13 protein-coding genes are annotated in these 16,022 nt (G+C 57.4%); 3 read left to right on the top strand and 10 right to left on the bottom strand.

Translation table 11 applies throughout. From position 1 onward, the window contains the following. Nucleotides 1-35: 35 nt before the first annotated feature. Nucleotides 36-794 (bottom strand): SDR family oxidoreductase, encoded by a 759-nt coding sequence (locus IE156_RS07255; RefSeq protein ID WP_189391859.1) that lies wholly within the window; start codon nucleotides 792-794, stop codon nucleotides 36-38. A gap of 135 nt (nucleotides 795-929) precedes the next feature. Next, complete coding sequence (locus IE156_RS07250; protein WP_189391858.1) at nucleotides 930-2,372, bottom strand: aldehyde dehydrogenase family protein; 1,443 nt, start codon at nucleotides 2,370-2,372, stop codon at nucleotides 930-932. Between the two features lie 75 nt (nucleotides 2,373-2,447). On the opposite strand from IE156_RS07250, the gene IE156_RS07245 reads away from it, so the two are divergent. Beyond that, on the top strand, nucleotides 2,448-3,290 hold the full coding sequence (locus IE156_RS07245) for an NAD-dependent epimerase/dehydratase family protein (protein ID WP_189391857.1): 843 nt from the start codon (nucleotides 2,448-2,450) through the stop codon (nucleotides 3,288-3,290). Between the two features lie 173 nt (nucleotides 3,291-3,463). On the opposite strand, the gene IE156_RS07240 is transcribed toward IE156_RS07245, so the two are convergent. The 3 genes from IE156_RS07240 to tkt form a co-directional block, all read right to left on the bottom strand. Further along, complete coding sequence (locus tag IE156_RS07240; RefSeq protein ID WP_308430470.1) at nucleotides 3,464-4,654, bottom strand: phosphoglycerate kinase; 1,191 nt, start codon at nucleotides 4,652-4,654, stop codon at nucleotides 3,464-3,466. Between the two features lie 62 nt (nucleotides 4,655-4,716). Further along, complete coding sequence (gene gap, locus IE156_RS07235; protein WP_189391856.1) at nucleotides 4,717-5,730, bottom strand: type I glyceraldehyde-3-phosphate dehydrogenase; 1,014 nt, start codon at nucleotides 5,728-5,730, stop codon at nucleotides 4,717-4,719. Nucleotides 5,731-5,742: 12 nt separating this feature from the next. Continuing rightward, nucleotides 5,743-7,788 (bottom strand): transketolase, encoded by a 2,046-nt coding sequence (gene tkt, locus IE156_RS07230; RefSeq protein ID WP_189391855.1) that lies wholly within the window; start codon nucleotides 7,786-7,788, stop codon nucleotides 5,743-5,745. A 194-nt stretch (nucleotides 7,789-7,982) separates the two neighbouring features. Here tkt and IE156_RS07225 point away from each other — a divergent pair, with 194 nt between their 5' ends. After that, nucleotides 7,983-8,711, top strand: a complete 729-nt coding sequence (locus IE156_RS07225; protein ID WP_189391854.1) for a 16S rRNA (uracil(1498)-N(3))-methyltransferase — start codon at nucleotides 7,983-7,985, stop codon at nucleotides 8,709-8,711. Between the two features lie 3 nt (nucleotides 8,712-8,714). On the opposite strand, the gene IE156_RS07220 is transcribed toward IE156_RS07225, so the two are convergent. From IE156_RS07220 to IE156_RS07205, 4 genes are all read right to left on the bottom strand, one after another. Next, a complete protein-coding gene (locus IE156_RS07220; protein WP_189391853.1) occupies nucleotides 8,715-9,182 on the bottom strand; it encodes a barstar family protein in 468 nt (155 codons plus the stop codon). Further along, nucleotides 9,182-10,378 carry a patatin-like phospholipase family protein gene (locus IE156_RS07215; RefSeq protein ID WP_189391852.1) on the bottom strand — a complete coding sequence of 399 codons (1,197 nt, stop codon included), beginning with the start codon at nucleotides 10,376-10,378 and terminating at the stop codon, nucleotides 9,182-9,184. The genes IE156_RS07220 and IE156_RS07215 overlap by 1 nt, the downstream gene beginning before the upstream one ends. Nucleotides 10,379-10,386: 8 nt before the next feature. Continuing rightward, nucleotides 10,387-12,681, bottom strand: coding sequence for an NADP-dependent malic enzyme (locus IE156_RS07210; protein WP_189391851.1), 2,295 nt, complete (start codon nucleotides 12,679-12,681; stop codon nucleotides 10,387-10,389). Between the two features lie 82 nt (nucleotides 12,682-12,763). Beyond that, nucleotides 12,764-13,663, bottom strand: a complete 900-nt coding sequence (locus IE156_RS07205; RefSeq protein WP_189391850.1) for a hypothetical protein — start codon at nucleotides 13,661-13,663, stop codon at nucleotides 12,764-12,766. Between the two features lie 142 nt (nucleotides 13,664-13,805). Here IE156_RS07205 and IE156_RS07200 point away from each other — a divergent pair, with 142 nt between their 5' ends. Further along, on the top strand, nucleotides 13,806-14,966 hold the full coding sequence (locus IE156_RS07200) for a pyridoxal phosphate-dependent aminotransferase (protein ID WP_189391849.1): 1,161 nt from the start codon (nucleotides 13,806-13,808) through the stop codon (nucleotides 14,964-14,966). A 96-nt stretch (nucleotides 14,967-15,062) separates the two neighbouring features. Here the strand turns inward: IE156_RS07200 and IE156_RS07195 are convergent, their stop codons facing one another. Next, nucleotides 15,063-15,902 carry a lytic transglycosylase domain-containing protein gene (locus IE156_RS07195; RefSeq protein ID WP_189391848.1) on the bottom strand — a complete coding sequence of 280 codons (840 nt, stop codon included), beginning with the start codon at nucleotides 15,900-15,902 and terminating at the stop codon, nucleotides 15,063-15,065. Between the last annotated feature and the right edge of the window lie 120 nt (nucleotides 15,903-16,022).

Here is a 16,022-nt window from a genome sequence, read left to right as displayed (position 1 = left end):
GCCAATAGCACGATTGTAACGAATCGCAGTGGGGCTTAAATACAACGGCCGCCGTCAACTTCGATGCAGGTGCCGGTTACAAACTCTGCTTCGTCCGAGGCCAGATACAGCGCCGCCGCCGCAACGTCCTTGGGTGTGCAAAAACGTCCCAACGGAATCCCCGCCAAAAAGCGGCTACGGTTTTCCGGCGTATCAGGCATACCCATGAATTGTTCCAGCAAAGCCGTGTCACCAATCACTGGGTTAATGCAATTCACGCGGATATTATCCGGCCCCAACTCAGCCGCCATACCCTTGCTGATCGTCACCACGGCGCCTTTGGTGCCGTTATACCAGACTAGGCCTGGACGCGGCCGTAACGCGGCGGTCGAAGCGATATTGATAAACGAACCGGAACCCTGAGCCCGCAAATACGGCACAAAATGCTTGGCGCTCCAGTAAATGCTTTTCACGTTCACGGCATAGACCAGATCGAACTCGCTTTCACTGACCTCTAGCAAAGGCTTGTTGCGGTGCGTGGTGCCCGCATTATTCACCACAATATGCAGCCCACCACATTCGCGCAGGGCAATATCCAACAGGGCATGAACTTCGTCCCCTTGCGATACATCGCAAGCGGCAAAAATGGCCTGACCGCCTTGTGCCTGAATCTGGGCAACTGCGGCCTGCCCTTGTTCTACATTCAGGTCCGCAATCAGTACACGCGCTCCTTCGCGTGCAAAGCGCTGTGCAATGCCCAGGCCAAAACCCGAGGCACCGCCCGTCACGATAGCCACTTTGTCTTGCAATCGCATGCTTGTCTCCTTCTGCTCTTATATAAAAATGGCGGCTCAACGCCGCCATGTAGAAATACGATTTAGCGTTCAGCAGCCATGCTGCCAGAAAACGCCGGGCACCACAGCCGCGCTTACCCCTAAATGCCCCGGTGATTAGCTGGCAGCATGACGTAAGGCAACCGTTTTCAGACTGGTCAGGGCGTATAGAGCCTCAAAACCTTTTTCACGCCCGATACCAGATTGACCGGTTCCGCCAAAAGGCAGCTCCACTCCGCCTGCTGCGCCATAGTTATTCACAAACACCTGACCGGCCCGCAACTGTCTGGCCATGCGAACCTGGCGGGCGCCATCACGGGTCCAGACACCGGCAACCAGGCTATAGGGTGTGCCATTGGCCATGTCGATCGCTTCCTGCTCCGTGCCAAAAGGCTGAGCCACCAGCACAGGACCAAAGATCTCCTCCTGTGCCAAACGGTGGTTCACCGGCACGTGGTCCAACAACACAGGCACTTGATAGAAACCGCCTGCCGGGGCTTTGGAATCCAGCTTGCCCTTGGCCAGTACCACAATGCCATCCTGATCCAGGTTTTCCAGGTAGGAGCGCACACGAGCCTGTTGCTGCGCACTGATCAGCGGGCCGCAATCCAGATTGTCGCTAGCCGCCCCGGTCAACAGGGCTTTGAAGGCTTCAGCCAGACGCTCGGTAAAGTCGCCATAAATAGCGCGCTGAATCAGCACACGGCTACCCGCCGAGCAGGTTTGCCCGGCATTTTGCACGATCGCATTAACGACAACCGGCAAAGCCGCATCCAGATCCGCATCCGAAAATACGATCTGCGGGGACTTACCGCCCAGTTCCAGGGTGACGGGCACAAAATTCTGCGCCGCCTGCAAAGCCACCTGACGACCAGTGTCCGGCGAGCCGGTAAAAGAAATATGGTTGATGTCAGTATGTGCGGCCAAGGCTTGCCCAGCCTCCTTGCCCAAGCCAGTGCAAATATTCAACACCCCGGCGGGCAGACCGGCCTCGTGCAAAAGCTCAGCCACACGCAGCAAGGACAAGCTGGCATCTTCTGCTGGTTTGACCACGCAAGTATTGCCCGCAGCCAGCGAGGCCGCTACGCTGCGGCCAAAGATCTGCAGGGGGTAATTCCAGGGAATGATGTGCGCTGTGACGCCCAAGGGTTCACGCAAGGTAAAAGCCGTCATCTCCCAACCCAACGGGATGGTTTGACCATGTAGCTTGTCCACCGCACCGGCATAGAACTCGAAATAGCGGACAATAGCGGCAGCATCGGACTGGGCCTGACGCAAGGGCTTGCCGGTATCACGCGATTCCAACCTTGCCAGCTCCTCGCGAGCATCGGCAAGCGTTCGGGCACAACGCAGCAGCAATTGACTGCGCTGCGCCGCACTCAGGCGGCTCCACGGCCCCTGACTGGCACGCCGGGCGGCCTGGACGGCCCAATCAATATCCACCTCGGACGATTGCGCCAGCCGGGCAAAGGTTTCGCCTGTAGAGGGGTCGATAACCGGTAACAAACCACCGCCCTCCGCGCCAAGCTGCTGTCCGTCAATCCAATTGCGACACTCCATGACCGCCTCCAATGCTATTGTTATCTCAGCCAATCGAGCTTTGCTCGAGATCATTCTACTCAAGGACCTGCTGCTGTGGATTCTCAAAACTGTACTTTGCTCCTAGCGGGCGCGGGCGATCTCGGTACTCGCACCGGTCTGCTGGCCCGACGTCACGAATGGCCGGTAATTGGACTGCGCCGCCACGTACCTTTGGACGATCAAAGCGGAATTGAATGGGTTGAAGCGGACTTGAGCGAGCCCACCTCCCTGCGTCTGAAACACCGCAAGATCACCCACGTACTGTACGCCGTCTCTCCCGACCAACGCAGCCAAGCCGCCTACGAACGTGTGTTTTTGCATGGCCTGGAAAATCTGCTTAACGAGCTGGACCTGAAAGCCCTGAAACGCTTTGTCTTTGTATCGTCCAGCGCAGTGTACGGCCCAACAACGGAATGGGTAGACGAGAACTCCCCCACAGAACCCGCCCAATTCAATGGACAGGTGCTGCTAGAGGCCGAGCAACTACTCCACCACCGCATCCCTGCTCAAGCCGTGGTTATCCGCCCCAGCGGCCTGTACGGGCCTGGACGCACCCAACTGCTGGATCGTCTGCGTGAAGGCCGCGCCACGGTTCCAGACAACCCGGATCACTGGGCCAACCGCCTGCATATTGAAGATGCCGCCCGCGCCTGCTGGCACTTGCTACGGGCTCCCGCGCCTTTTCCTTGCTATATCGGGACGGACAGCCGCCCGTATCGGATTACCGAGCTGTATGACGGCTTGGCCGATCTGCTGGAAGTGGCCCACCCCGAACGACGCTCTTCCAGCGAAGGTGGCAAACGCTTAAGCAATCAGCGATTGCTGGATAGCGGGTTTCAGCTGGATTGGCCGGATGCACTGCAGGGGTATGCACAGTTGATTAAAGATGGGGCGTAACCAACGTCGCCCTTATTGCCCGATACCAACGGAGTGACTCGAACCTATCTCGTCTTTAGTTCCGTAATACAGCTAAACCGCGACCAAAAAAAATCCAGCCCACCTAAGTGGGCTGGATTTTTCTTTCAGCAGAATTCTTTATTAAGATCTTCTGCCAAGGTAATACAAGTGCGTTAAGCCTTGTCTTCCAAAGCAGCCACCGCAGGCAAGCGTTTGCCTTCCAGAAACTCCAGGAATGCACCGCCGCCGGTGGAGATGTAGTCCACATCCTCACCAATATTGAACTGGGCAATCGCCGCCAGGGTGTCGCCACCACCAGCAATCGAGAATGCTTTGGAGCCGGCAATCGCGCGCGACAAGGTTTCTGTGCCTTGCGCGAAAGCGGGGAATTCAAATACGCCCAGGGGGCCATTCCAGACCACGGTGCCGGCCTTGGCAATAATGGCGGCAATCTGTTGGGCTGTTTGTGGACCTACGTCCAGAATCAGGTCGTCGTCCTGCACCTGATCGGCCGCTTTGGTTTCAGCAGCGGCATCGATAGCAAAAGACTTGGCGCACACCACATCCACAGGGATAGGGACTTCAGCACCGCGCTCTTTCATGATGCGGATAACCTCACGGGCCTCTTCCAGCTGGCTGTCTTCCACCAGGGATTTACCCACGGACAGGCCGCTGGCCAGCATGAAGGTGTTGGCAATGCCGCCACCGACCACCAGTTGGTCAACCTTTTCAGCCAAAGCGCGCAGGATGGACAGTTTGGTCGATACCTTAGCGCCACCCACAATCGCCACCAGAGGGCGAGCGGGCTGGTTCAGGGCACGGCCCAAAGCCTTCAACTCGGCTTCCAGCAAAGGACCGGCGCACGCCACTGGGGCAAAACGGGCGATACCTTCGGTGGTAGCTTCAGCACGGTGAGCCGTACCGAAGGCGTCGTTTACGTAAACGTCACACAAGGCCGCCATTTTGCGAGCCAATTCGGGATCGTTCTTCTTCTCGCCCACATTGCAGCGGCAGTTCTCCAGCAACACGACCTGACCGGGCGACACTTGCACGCCGTCCAGCCAGTTGCGACGCAGCTCAACCGGCATGCCCAGCAATTCGGACAAACGTTGCACCACAGGTTCCAGCGAATCCACAGGCTGGCACTCGCCTTCTTTGGGGCGACCCAGGTGAGACGTGACCATTACCGCAGCGCCGGCATCCAGCGCCATGCGGATGGCAGGCACCGAAGCACGCACACGCGTGTCTTCCGTAATGCGTCCGTCTTGCAGGGGGACATTCAGATCAGAGCGGATAAATACCCGCTTGCCTCGCAGCGCGTCCGTTTCGGCCAGCGCAGACAAGGTCTTGATGCTTGTAGACATGATTTCTTGTTCTGGGAATTAACGTGACAGGGGCGGGAAATCCCGCCCCTGCTATTCAGATCTTACTTGGCCGACATCAGTGCAATGGTACTGTCGAGCATACGAATGGAGAAGGCCCATTCGTTGTCGTACCAGGCAGCCACTTTAACCATATTGCCGCCGGTAACTTTGGTCAGCAGGGAGTCAACCGTGCTGGACGCGGTGGTGTGGTTGAAGTCGATGGACACCAGAGGTTCGGTGCAGTAATCCAGAATGCCCTTCAGAGCACCTTCCGACGCTGTCTTCAGAATGCTGTTCACTTCTTCAACGCTGGTGTCGCGGCTGGCCACGAAGGTTAGGTCAACCATGGACACGTTGATGGTGGGCACGCGCACGGCGTAACCATCCAGCTTGCCATTCAGTTCAGGCAACACCAAACCGACCGCAGCGGCAGCGCCGGTCTTGGTAGGGATCATGCTGCTGGTAGCCGAACGGGCACGGCGCATGTCTTTGTGACGCACGTCGGTCAGGACCTGGTCATTGGTGTAAGCGTGGATGGTGGTCATCAAACCGCTGAGCACGCCCAGCTCTTTGTGCAAAGGAGCAACCAGGGGGGCCAGGCAGTTGGTGGTGCACGAAGCGTTGGAAATAACGGTGTCGGTGCTTTTCAGAATGTCGTGGTTCACACCGTACACGATGGTGGCGTCCACATCTTTGCCGCCAGGGGCCGAGATGATGACTTTCTTGGCACCGGCTTGAATGTGCTCACCGGCCTTTTCTTTGGTGGTGAATGCGCCGGTACATTCCAGCACAACGTCCACACCCAGCTCTGCCCAAGGCAGGGTCAGCGCATCGCGCTGGCTCAGCAAGCGGATACGGTCACCGTTAACCACCATGTAATCGCCATCCAGCGACACATCGGCGTTAAAGCGGCCATGCACGGAGTCATAGCGAGTCAGGTGCTCGTTGATCTCGGCACCGCCCGAGGCGTTGATCGCCACGATCTCGATATCGTGTTTTTTGCCGTACTCGTAGTGGGCACGCAAGATCATGCGGCCGATACGGCCATAACCATTGATTGCGACGCGAATCGTCATATCAGACTCCAATTACAAAATTTCTTGAACGGCCGCAGCGACCTTCTCTGCTGTCAGACCAAAATGCTTGAACAGGACACCAGCCGGGGCGGATTCACCGTAGGTATCAATGCCCACTACAGCGCCTTCCAGGCCCACGTACTTGAACCACAGCCCTGTCGTACCGGCTTCAACCGCCACACGCGGGAGGCCGGGAGTCAGAACCTGATCACGCCATTGTTTGTCCTGAGCGTCGAACAGATTGGTACACGGCATGGACACCACACGGGTCGCAATACCTTGTTGAGCCAGCTGTTCTTGCGCTTGCAGAGCCAAACCGATTTCCGAACCGGTCGCCATGATGATGGCGCGCGCATCTTGCGCGTCGCGCAGCACATAGCCACCACGGCGGATGTTCTGGATGGTCTGCGCATCACGCTCGACAAACGGTAGGTTCTGGCGCGACAAGAGCAAGGCACTAGGACCACCGTTCTGAACATCCATGCCAATGCTGGTGGGACGCTCAACCGAGCAAGCCCAGGCCACAGCTGTTTCTGTGGTGTCGCAAGGACGCCAGACATGCAGATTGGGGATCAGACGCAGGCTGTTGGCGTGCTCGATGGACTGGTGTGTAGGACCGTCTTCGCCCAGACCAATGGAGTCGTGGGTGAATACGTGTACAACACGCTGCTTCATCAAGGCAGCCATACGGATGGCGTTGCGCGAGTAATCGGAGAAGGTCAGGAAGGTGCCACCAAAAGGCAGGTAACCACCATGCAAGGCCAGGCCATTCATGATGGCGGCCATACCGAATTCACGCACGCCGTAGTTGATGTGGCGACCAAAATGCAGGCCATCGGCCTGAGCGCGAACCGCTTGAGCGCCCTTCCAGTCCGTGAAGTTGGAACCGGTCAGGTCAGCCGAGCCGCCCAGCATTTCTGGCAATTCTTCAACCAGTGCGCTGATGGCCAGTTGCGAGGCTTTACGCGAAGCAATGGTTTCTGCTTTCTGAGCAGTTTCATCAATAAAGGCTTGAACCTTGGCGCTGAAGTCTGCGGGCAGCTCGCCTTTCAGACGGCGGGCCAGTTCAGCGGCCAATTCAGGGTGAGCCTGGCGGTATGCGTCAAAACGCTCTTGCCATTCTGCTTGCTGAACACCGCCTTTTTCGCGGCAATCCCAGCCTTGGTAGACTTCCTGAGGAATTTCAAACGGACCGTGATTCCAGTCCAGCTCGGCGCGGGTAGCGGCGATTTCGTCAGCTCCCAGTGGGGCGCCGTGTACTTTTTCGGAACCCGCCGCGTTAGGTGCGCCCTTACCGATGACGGTACGGCAGCAAATCAGGGTGGGGCCCGTGCCTTCTTTGGCGTTGCTGCGAGCTTGTTCGATAGCCTTATCGATCGAAGCAGCATCGTGACCGTCAACTGCGCGAATCACGTTCCAGCCATAGCTTTCAAAGCGGGCGGGAGTGTCATCACCGAACCAGTTCTCGACCTTGCCGTCGATGGAAATGCCGTTGTCGTCGTACAGCACGACCAGTTTGGACAACTTCCAGGTACCGGCCAGGGAGCAGACCTCGTGCGAGATGCCTTCCATCAGACAGCCGTCACCGGCGAACACCCAAGTCAGGTGATCGACTACATCGTGGCCTTCACGGTTGAATTCGCGGGCCAGCAAGGCTTCAGCCATTGCAAAACCGACTGCGTTACCCAGACCTTGGCCCAAAGGACCTGTGGTGGTTTCCACACCCGAGGTAATACCCACTTCAGGGTGACCCGGCGTACGCGAATGCATCTGACGGAAGTTGCGCAGCTCGTCCATAGGCAGGTCGTAGCCGCTAAGGTGCAACAAAGCGTAGATCAACATGGAACCGTGGCCGTTTGACAACACAAAACGGTCGCGATCAAACCAGGCCGGGTCGGCCGGATTATGTTTCAAGTGCCGGGACCAGAGAACCTGGGCGATATCGGCCATGCCCATAGGCGCACCGGGGTGGCCCGAATTAGCTTGTTGCACGGCATCCATAGACAAGGCACGGATGGCATTGGCTAGGGTTTTATCAGAGGCTGACGCAATATCCATTAGATGCTCATTGGGGCGGTGGCGCGACAATTCCGACTGGCGGACGGCTCACGGCCCTGATTAGTTTATAAAACGCGCTATTTTAGCATTGCTGGCGCTAAATCGGCCCGACTTGACCGGCGGGCTTGCGCTTTCTTCCCCAAGCCTGGGTACGGTATGCTTGTGCGGTTTTTTATGCTTGATGGTGTCTTCATATGGCAGCTCCCCGTTTCTACCACCCCTTGGCCCTGACGGCCGACACTGAAATTGCCTTGCCCGAGGCTCTGGCCCATCACGCCATCCGGGTCCTGCGCCTGAAAGATGGACAGGACATGGTGCTGTTTGATGGACTGGGCACAGAGTACCCGGCCACCTTGCGCATCGACGGCAAGAAAGGCTTTGCCGATTTGGGTGCCGCCCAGACACCAGTGCGTGAACTGGCAGGCCGCATCACCGTGCTGCAGGGCATTGCCTCCAGCGACAAGATGGACTGGATTATTGAAAAGGCCGTGGAAATGGGGGTCAGTCGCTTTGTTCCGATTCGCGCCCAGCGCAGCGTGCTGCAACTGAGTGCGGAGCGGCAAGCAAAGCGCATGGCTCACTGGCAAAAAGTTATTGAATCGGCCAGCGAGCAATGTGGTCGAAACCGTCTAATGGAACTGGCCGCCCCACAGACCTTGGCCGAATACTTTCGCGAAGCACAAACCGGCCTGCATTTATTTTGCGACCCGGATGCACCCAAGCGATTGGCACAAGCCCTTGGCCCGCAGGATCAGGCCATGAGCATCTTGGTTGGTCCTGAGGGTGGCTGGTCGCCCGAAGAGCAGAAAGTGGCACTGGATGCCCAGGCGCAGGCGGTTCGTTTCGGGCACCGCGTGTTGCGGACAGAGACCGCCGCCTTGGCGCTGACAGCAGCGATCAGCGCCTTGCAAGGCTGGGAATAAGGTTTATTCCTCGTCCGAGCTGGAGTAAGAAGCAGGGTCCAAACCGGGTTCCGGATCAGGATGCTTGCCAGCGTGCAGAACGACACATACAAAACGGCGCTCGTTATTCGAGGCCCAGGCATGAACATCTTCACAAACACCCAAAATAGCCTGGGCGTCTTTTTCCAATGCTGGGTCACCACTGTGCAGATTGTCCAGCCACAGGGCCAGGCCTGCTTTCTGGTCCAGCACGGTGTCGCACAGGCAATCGTAGAGTGAATCCAGATTGCCACCAAAAAACTCAGGATAATCAACAGCCTTGGCGACTGCTCGCAGCACAGCAGAACGATTGCGCGCACGATCACAACTTACTTCCAGGGCGGTAAGCCCCTGGTCCTGCGCCTGCTCCTGAAAATCAGCAGCCGTCAGGCCCGTTGCGTCGAGCACGCCGCCTTGTTGCAAAGCTTCTTGCAAAGTCAGGGATTGGCTCATCAGGACGCTTCCTTAAAAAACGCTAACACTTCTTCACGACGACTCATGGTATCGGTCTTTCCTAACTCGATCAGCTCTTGGGTGTAGCCGGACTCGAATAACAAGTATGAAATTAATGCGCCGCCTGTGGTCGGACCGGACTTTGAAGATACACCAAGTACTCGAAATAGGGTACGTGCAGCAGTTGGCATCTGATGAATATGCCGTGTGGCAATTTCATCCAGCGAACGGCTGGGAGTGATGGCAAACGTGCTGACAGGACGCAGCGATTGGCTTTGTAATACATTTGCAGGCATATAGGCAAGCAATGTATTGATGCGCTCCATACGCTCAATATCCGTTGACACACTATCCAGGAATATGTTGGATAAAGCATAGCCACTGATCTGCGCCAAAGAGGGGTATGGCGGATCCTTGGATTCTTGCTCGTGGTAGGTATTGTCCTCATAGCCTGTCCCCACGATCAGCACCTTGTGCGCCCCTAAATGAATGGCCGGACTGATGGGTGCCAACTGGCGCATCGTCCCGTCTCCACACCATTGGGTTTGCTTGCCCACTTGCAGGGACTGAGCCGGAAACATGAAGGGAATGGCGCTGGAAGCCATCAGGTGATCCACCCCTATCACACCGGGGATGGCACGACGCAAATTGCGGGACCAGGGCCGAATACGCTCGTCGGACTGATAAAAGGTCAGGTGTTCCCCGGTGGTATAAGCGGCCGCCGTAATCGCCAGGGCCCCCAAATGTTGCTGGGCCAGATTGCGTTGCAAACGATCAAAATCCAGACTCTCTTCCAGCAGGTCACGCAACGGTGAATTGTCCAGCATGGAGTGCGGCACATGGTCGCGCAAGCGAGGGGACAGCCAGCCCAGGGCCAAAGTGGCTACCCAGTGCACACTGGTGGCCAGCAACTGCAAGGGATCAGCATGAAAAATATCGTTGGTATGCAACGACGCCCACAGCTGTTGTATATGGTCGACAGCCTCATGTGGTTTATCGGCACGGCAGGCCAACCCAGCCGCATTAATTGAACCGGCCGAAGAGCCACAAATAATATCGAAGGGATTTCTGAACTGGGGATTGCGATCAGGGTCCAACAACTCCAGCAAACCGGCCAGCACTCCGGCCTGATACGCGCCGCGCGCACCGCCCCCATTCAAGATCAAAGCCACAGGAGCGGGAGAGCGCTGAATCATGATGGGTATTAGCCTTCAGTAGCGACGTTGGCATCCACGACTGTCACCGCCGTCATATTGACGATACGTCGCACCGAGGATGTGGACGTCATGATGTGTACCGGTGCCCGCGCACCCAACAAGAAGGGGCCAATGGCAACGTTACCGCCCGCCGCCGTCTTGAGCAGGTTGTAGGCAATATTACCGGCCTCCACGTTCGGGCACACCAGCAAATTGGCCTCGCCGCTCAGGGCTGACGTTGGCAGGATTTGATGACGTGCTTTTTCATCCAGCGCGCAGTCACCGTGCATTTCGCCATCCACTTCCAGACTGGGGTCCAACTGGCGTACACGCTCCAGCGCACCGCGCATGGTCACCGCCGCCGGGGAGTCATTGGTCCCAAAGTTGGAACTGGATAGCAAAGCCACCTTGGGCTCGATATTGAACTGGCGCATCTTGCGCGCCGCCGCCAAAGTAATTTCCGCCACCTGATCCGAATTGGGATCGTGGTTAATATGCGTATCCGTCAGCGCCACCGTACGCTCACTAAGCAGCAAAATATTCATGGCAGCATAGGTCTGAACGCCAGGGGCCTTGCCAATGACCTGATCCACCAGTTCCAAGTGGTTCTCGTAACGCCCCACCGTGCCGCAGATCATGCCGTCAGCATCGCCCAGGTGCAGCATCATGGCACCGATCAAGGTCGGACGACGGCGCATTTCCACTCGCGCCATCTCTTTACTGATCCCGCGACGCGACATGATTTCCCAGTAACTGGTCCAGTAGCGATGAAAGCGATCATCCTGTTCAGGGTTGGTCACTTCCACATCAATACCCAAACGCAGGCGCAAACCATAGCGCTCGATACGCTGCTGCAAGACTGCCGGTCGGCCCACCAGAATCGGAGTCGCCAGCCCTTCGTCCACAATAATCTGCACAGCGCGCAGCACACGTTCGTCTTCACCTTCGCTGAACACCACGCGCGATTTGGCACCGTCCTGCACCAAGCCACGGGCCAGCGAGTAAATCGGCTTCATGAAAGAGCCGGATTTATAGACGAACTGGCGCAACTGATAAATGTAGCTCTTCAGGTCCGCAATCGGACGAGTCGCCACGCCCTCTTCCATGGCCGCCTTAGCCACAGCGGGTGCAATACGCACAATCAGACGGGAGTCAAAGGGACGAGGAATAAAGAAGGAGGGGCCGAAAGAGACTTCTTCCAGACCATAGGCCGCTGCCACGCCTTCGTCCTGCTCTTCACGAGCCAGTTGGCAAATCGCCTGCACAGCGGCTTTCTCCATGCCACGCGTGATGGTCGTCGCTCCTACATCCAGGGCACCACGGAAGATGTACGGAAAGCACAGCACATTATTGACCTGGTTCGGGTAGTCCGAACGGCCGGTTGCCATAACCACATCGTCACGCACCGCGTGGGCGTCTTCAGGCAGGATCTCGGGATTGGGATTGGCCAAGGCCAGGATCAAAGGTCGGGCTGCCATTTTCTTCAGCATTTGCGGCTTGAGCACGCCACCCGCAGACAGGCCCAGAAATACATCGGCCCCATCAATCACCTCATTCAAGCTGCGGGCGTCGGTTTGCTTGGCAAAACGGGCCAGCTCAGGCACCGGATTACCGGGGCGTCCTTCGTACAGCACGCCATCAATATCCGTAACCCAGATATTTTCCAGCGGCAGGCCCATGTCAATCATCAGATCCAGACAGGCCAGGGCCGCAGCACCTGCGCCCGAGGTCACTACTTTGACCTGCTTGAGGTCTTTTTCCACCACGCTCAGGCCGTTCAGAAAGGCCGCGGTCACGCAAATAGCCGTGCCATGCTGATCATCGTGAAAAACGGGAATGCTCATGCGCTGACGCAGCTTGCGCTCTACCTCGAAGCACTCGGGCGCTTTGATATCTTCCAGATTGATGCCGCCAAAGGTTGGCTCCAGACCCGCAATAATATCGACCAACTTGTCGGGGTCGGTTTCATTGATTTCAATATCAAAGACGTCCAGACCGGCAAAGCTCTTGAACAGCACGGCCTTGCCTTCCATCACCGGCTTGGCGGCCAGAGGGCCAATATTGCCCAGACCCAGCACGGCGGTACCGTTGGAGATCACTCCAACCAGATTGCCACGGCCGGTATAACGGAACACATTTTGCGGATCATTGACGATTTCCTCGCACGCCGCCGCAACCCCAGGCGAATACGCCAGTGCCAGATCCCGCTGGTTTGATAGTTGCTTGGTCGGCGTGACCGATAACTTTCCGGGCCTACCCTGCTCGTGATATTCCAGGGCTGCTTTCCGAAAATTGGCGTCCATGCTGTGTCCCTACCAAAAAAATAAGCAAAGACCATTCTAGCCCTTGAGTTACAGCAGGGGTCAAGCACAGGTCAGGGTGGGCTTACAGCGTCTGGCCTGGATAGGAAAATCGGTCGACTGGATCAAACAAAGCCTTGATACGGCTGTCGACATCCTGCGCCTGCCAGGACTGCTCCTGATTAGGCCAGGACCAGCCTTCCGGGTCTGAGCCAGTCAGCACAGTCTCGTCCAGCACCAGCCACTCCACCCAGGCTAAATCCCCACCATGACCCAGCATCAAGTGGGCCAAGTTGATGTCCTCGCCTTCTGCCGGCTCCAGCGCATCCAGACGGTATCGACCCGGCCACAACGCTTGCCGCAAGGCTTGCGTCTCGGACTCGCCCATCAGTTGAAACAAGGCGGGAATCAGCTGCTGCATACGCAGGCTATCAAGCGGATTACGGTTGTCCTGCCCAAAGGGGCCCAAGGCAGCTTGGGTGTTGTCGGCCAAAATTACCGAGCAATGCAGCACGCCCGACAAATTGGTACGGCCGGTGGGCCAGTCGTGTTGACGCCGGTCGGCCAACCACGCGGCGACGGTCATCCCGGCAGGGGCGTTAGCCAAGCCTTGAAAACCTTTGGCTTCCATTTCCCCCAGCAAGCAGCCGGGTTGAACAAACCAGCGATTGGAGTTTGGTTCCAGGCGATCACAGCGGGCCATCTGACGCCCAGGGGCTAGAACAATCAGCGGGCCGTCAGTTTCACTGGCCTGCGGCACCCCTTCCAGGCACACCGTCACGCCGTACTCGCCGGCCAGCGTCAGTACCATATGGACGTCCGCACTGGAAGCCGGCTCCAAGCGAGCCTGTTCGTGATCCGGTTCGGCACTGAGTTCCGTCCACTCGCCCTGAACACGGGCTTTCAAACGTGAACAAAATGTCTGCCAAACCGTCTGGGGAGGACGACGCCCCATCAAAAATGCACGCCGCGACGAAGAAACCATAGACTTTTCCTGCAACAAACCTAAACTTAAGGCCAACTGGCCCGCCGGTTTGCGCCCCCATCGAGCACACGCGCATGCCACAGCCACCTGACGCCCTTTTGAGCAAGGTCCTACAATACACTTTTTACCCGAGATTTGCCGTATGTCCCGCCTCGCCAGTCGTACCGAACACGTTCTTCCTTTTCATGCTGTTGAACTCTTCAAACAGGCCAATGCCCTCAAGGCCACTGGCCGCGACATTATCAGCCTGGGCATAGGCGAACCGGACTTCACCGCCCCGCAAGCCGTGGTCGACGCCCTGCATCTGGCCAGCAATCAAGGATTGGGCCAATACACCGCCCCGGCAGGTCTGACAGCCTTGCGTGAGCGCATTGCCCTGTACTACGAGCAGCAGTTCCAGGCCCGCGTCGACCCATCACGTATTGTGGTGACAGCGGGTGCCTCGGGTGCCTTGTCATTGGCAACCCTGGCCTTGATCAACCCCGGCGACGAAGTGCTGATGCCCGACCCGTCCTATCCGGCCAATCAGAACTTCATCATGGCCGCAGGTGGTACCGCCCGCCTGATTCCGGCGACGGCAGAGGAACGTTTTCAGCTCAGTGCCCAGCACATTCGCGAGCACTGGGGTCCAAAAACTCGTGGTGTCCTGATTGCCTCGCCCAACAACCCCACTGGCGCGACGATTTCCCGTCCCGCCCTGCAAGAGCTGATCAAAGAAGTGCGTGCCCGTGATGGTTTCATCATCATGGACGAGATTTATCTGGGCCTGTTTTATGAAGAAGCACCGCTTAGTGCCTTGACCTTGGATCAGGACATTATTGTTATCAATAGCTTTTCCAAGTACTTCCACATGACAGGCTGGCGCTTGGGCTGGTTGATTCTGCCTACGTGGATGACCGAAGTCTGCGAGCGCATGGCCGCCAGTCTGGCAATCTGCGCCCCGTCTTTAGCTCAACATGCCGCCCTGGCCTGCTTTGAGCCTGAAACCATGGCAATTTACGAAGAGCGTCGCCTGGCCTTCAAACAGCGTCGGGATTACCTGCTACCCGAACTGGAACGTCTGGGCCTGCGCGTGCCTGTCCGCCCAGATGGCGCCTTCTATATCTACACGGATATTCGTGAGTACAGCCACGACAGCGATGCCTTCTCGCAGCAGCTTTTGCACGAAGCGGGCGTTGCCGCTGTACCGGGTCGGGACTTCGGCACCTTCCACGCCCCCCACACCTTGCGACTATCCTATGCGACCGGTATGGACCGCCTGCAAGAAGCGATCAGCCGTCTGGGGCAATTTCTGGGCCGCTAAGTACAGCCCTTTGTCAGTTCTTAGGCCTACGCAGCCCGACGCCTGATCTGCGCCTCGGGCTGCCCAGCCCTGCTTCTGCTCAGCCGGGAACTGAACTTATCGTGCCCGGACTGGAATCCCTGAAGCCAAGGCAATCCGTCTGCGCTCGGCCAAGACCTTGGCTCCATAGCCGCCATCGCTGGGACCAGTGGCTCCCACATAACAGGCCAAACCACCCTCAATCGAGCCACGGCGACGGATACAGTCCGACAAAATCTGCCCGCCCACACGAATATTGGCTTCGGGGCTAAGCACCGCCAGCGTGCCTTCCATATAGATATCGAATTTCTCTTTATGGACTTTGGTCATCACCTGCATCAAGCCTTGCGCACCCACATGGCTTTCCGCATAGGGGTTGTAGCGTGACTCAATGGCAATCACTGCCAGGATCAGCTGCGGGTCCAGATTCTTTTCCCGGCCCACAATAAAAGCGGTGTGGATCAAGGCTCCAGCCACCGAATAGGCAATCTTGTACTTGCGAGCCAGATAGCTGCGCAAGGCCTGCTGCTGGGCCGCTGTGACGCCCGCGATGGGCTGCCCGGTCACCGAAGCACGCAGGTTCTTCATAAAGCCTTGATACGTAGAAACCGCTTGTTGCTGTTCCGTCTGGTTCAAGTCCTCACCGTCTTCTGACAGGGCTGGCTGGGTTTTATCCGCAGGCCAGACCGCCTGGCTGTATGCATCGTATTTCACCGCCTCGGGGCGCAAGGTTTGCACGAGACCGGTATAAAGCTGGTTAAACTGAGCGCGCATCGATGGCACAACCACACAGGCTGCAATCGTCACCAGTACGGCAATGCCCAGGTACATGGCACACACGTGCACAAACTCACCGATGCGATACGTCAGGGTGCGGGCCGAGCGACTAAGCACATAGTCCATATCTTGGAAGCCCATGGGATCATCCTTAGTATTGCTAACTGCCCGATGTTAACCTTAGAACCCGGTCAAGGTCTTTGCATGGTTCCCGCAAGACATAAAAAGATCTTGGGCAGGTTCTTTACCACCTAACTATCT

This window comes from Alcaligenes pakistanensis, assembly GCF_014652815.1.
In the GTDB taxonomy this organism is placed as follows: domain Bacteria; phylum Pseudomonadota; class Gammaproteobacteria; order Burkholderiales; family Burkholderiaceae_B; genus Alcaligenes; species Alcaligenes pakistanensis.
Note: the sequence above shows the minus strand (reverse complement) of the source record. Positions and strands in the feature narration are given on the sequence as shown.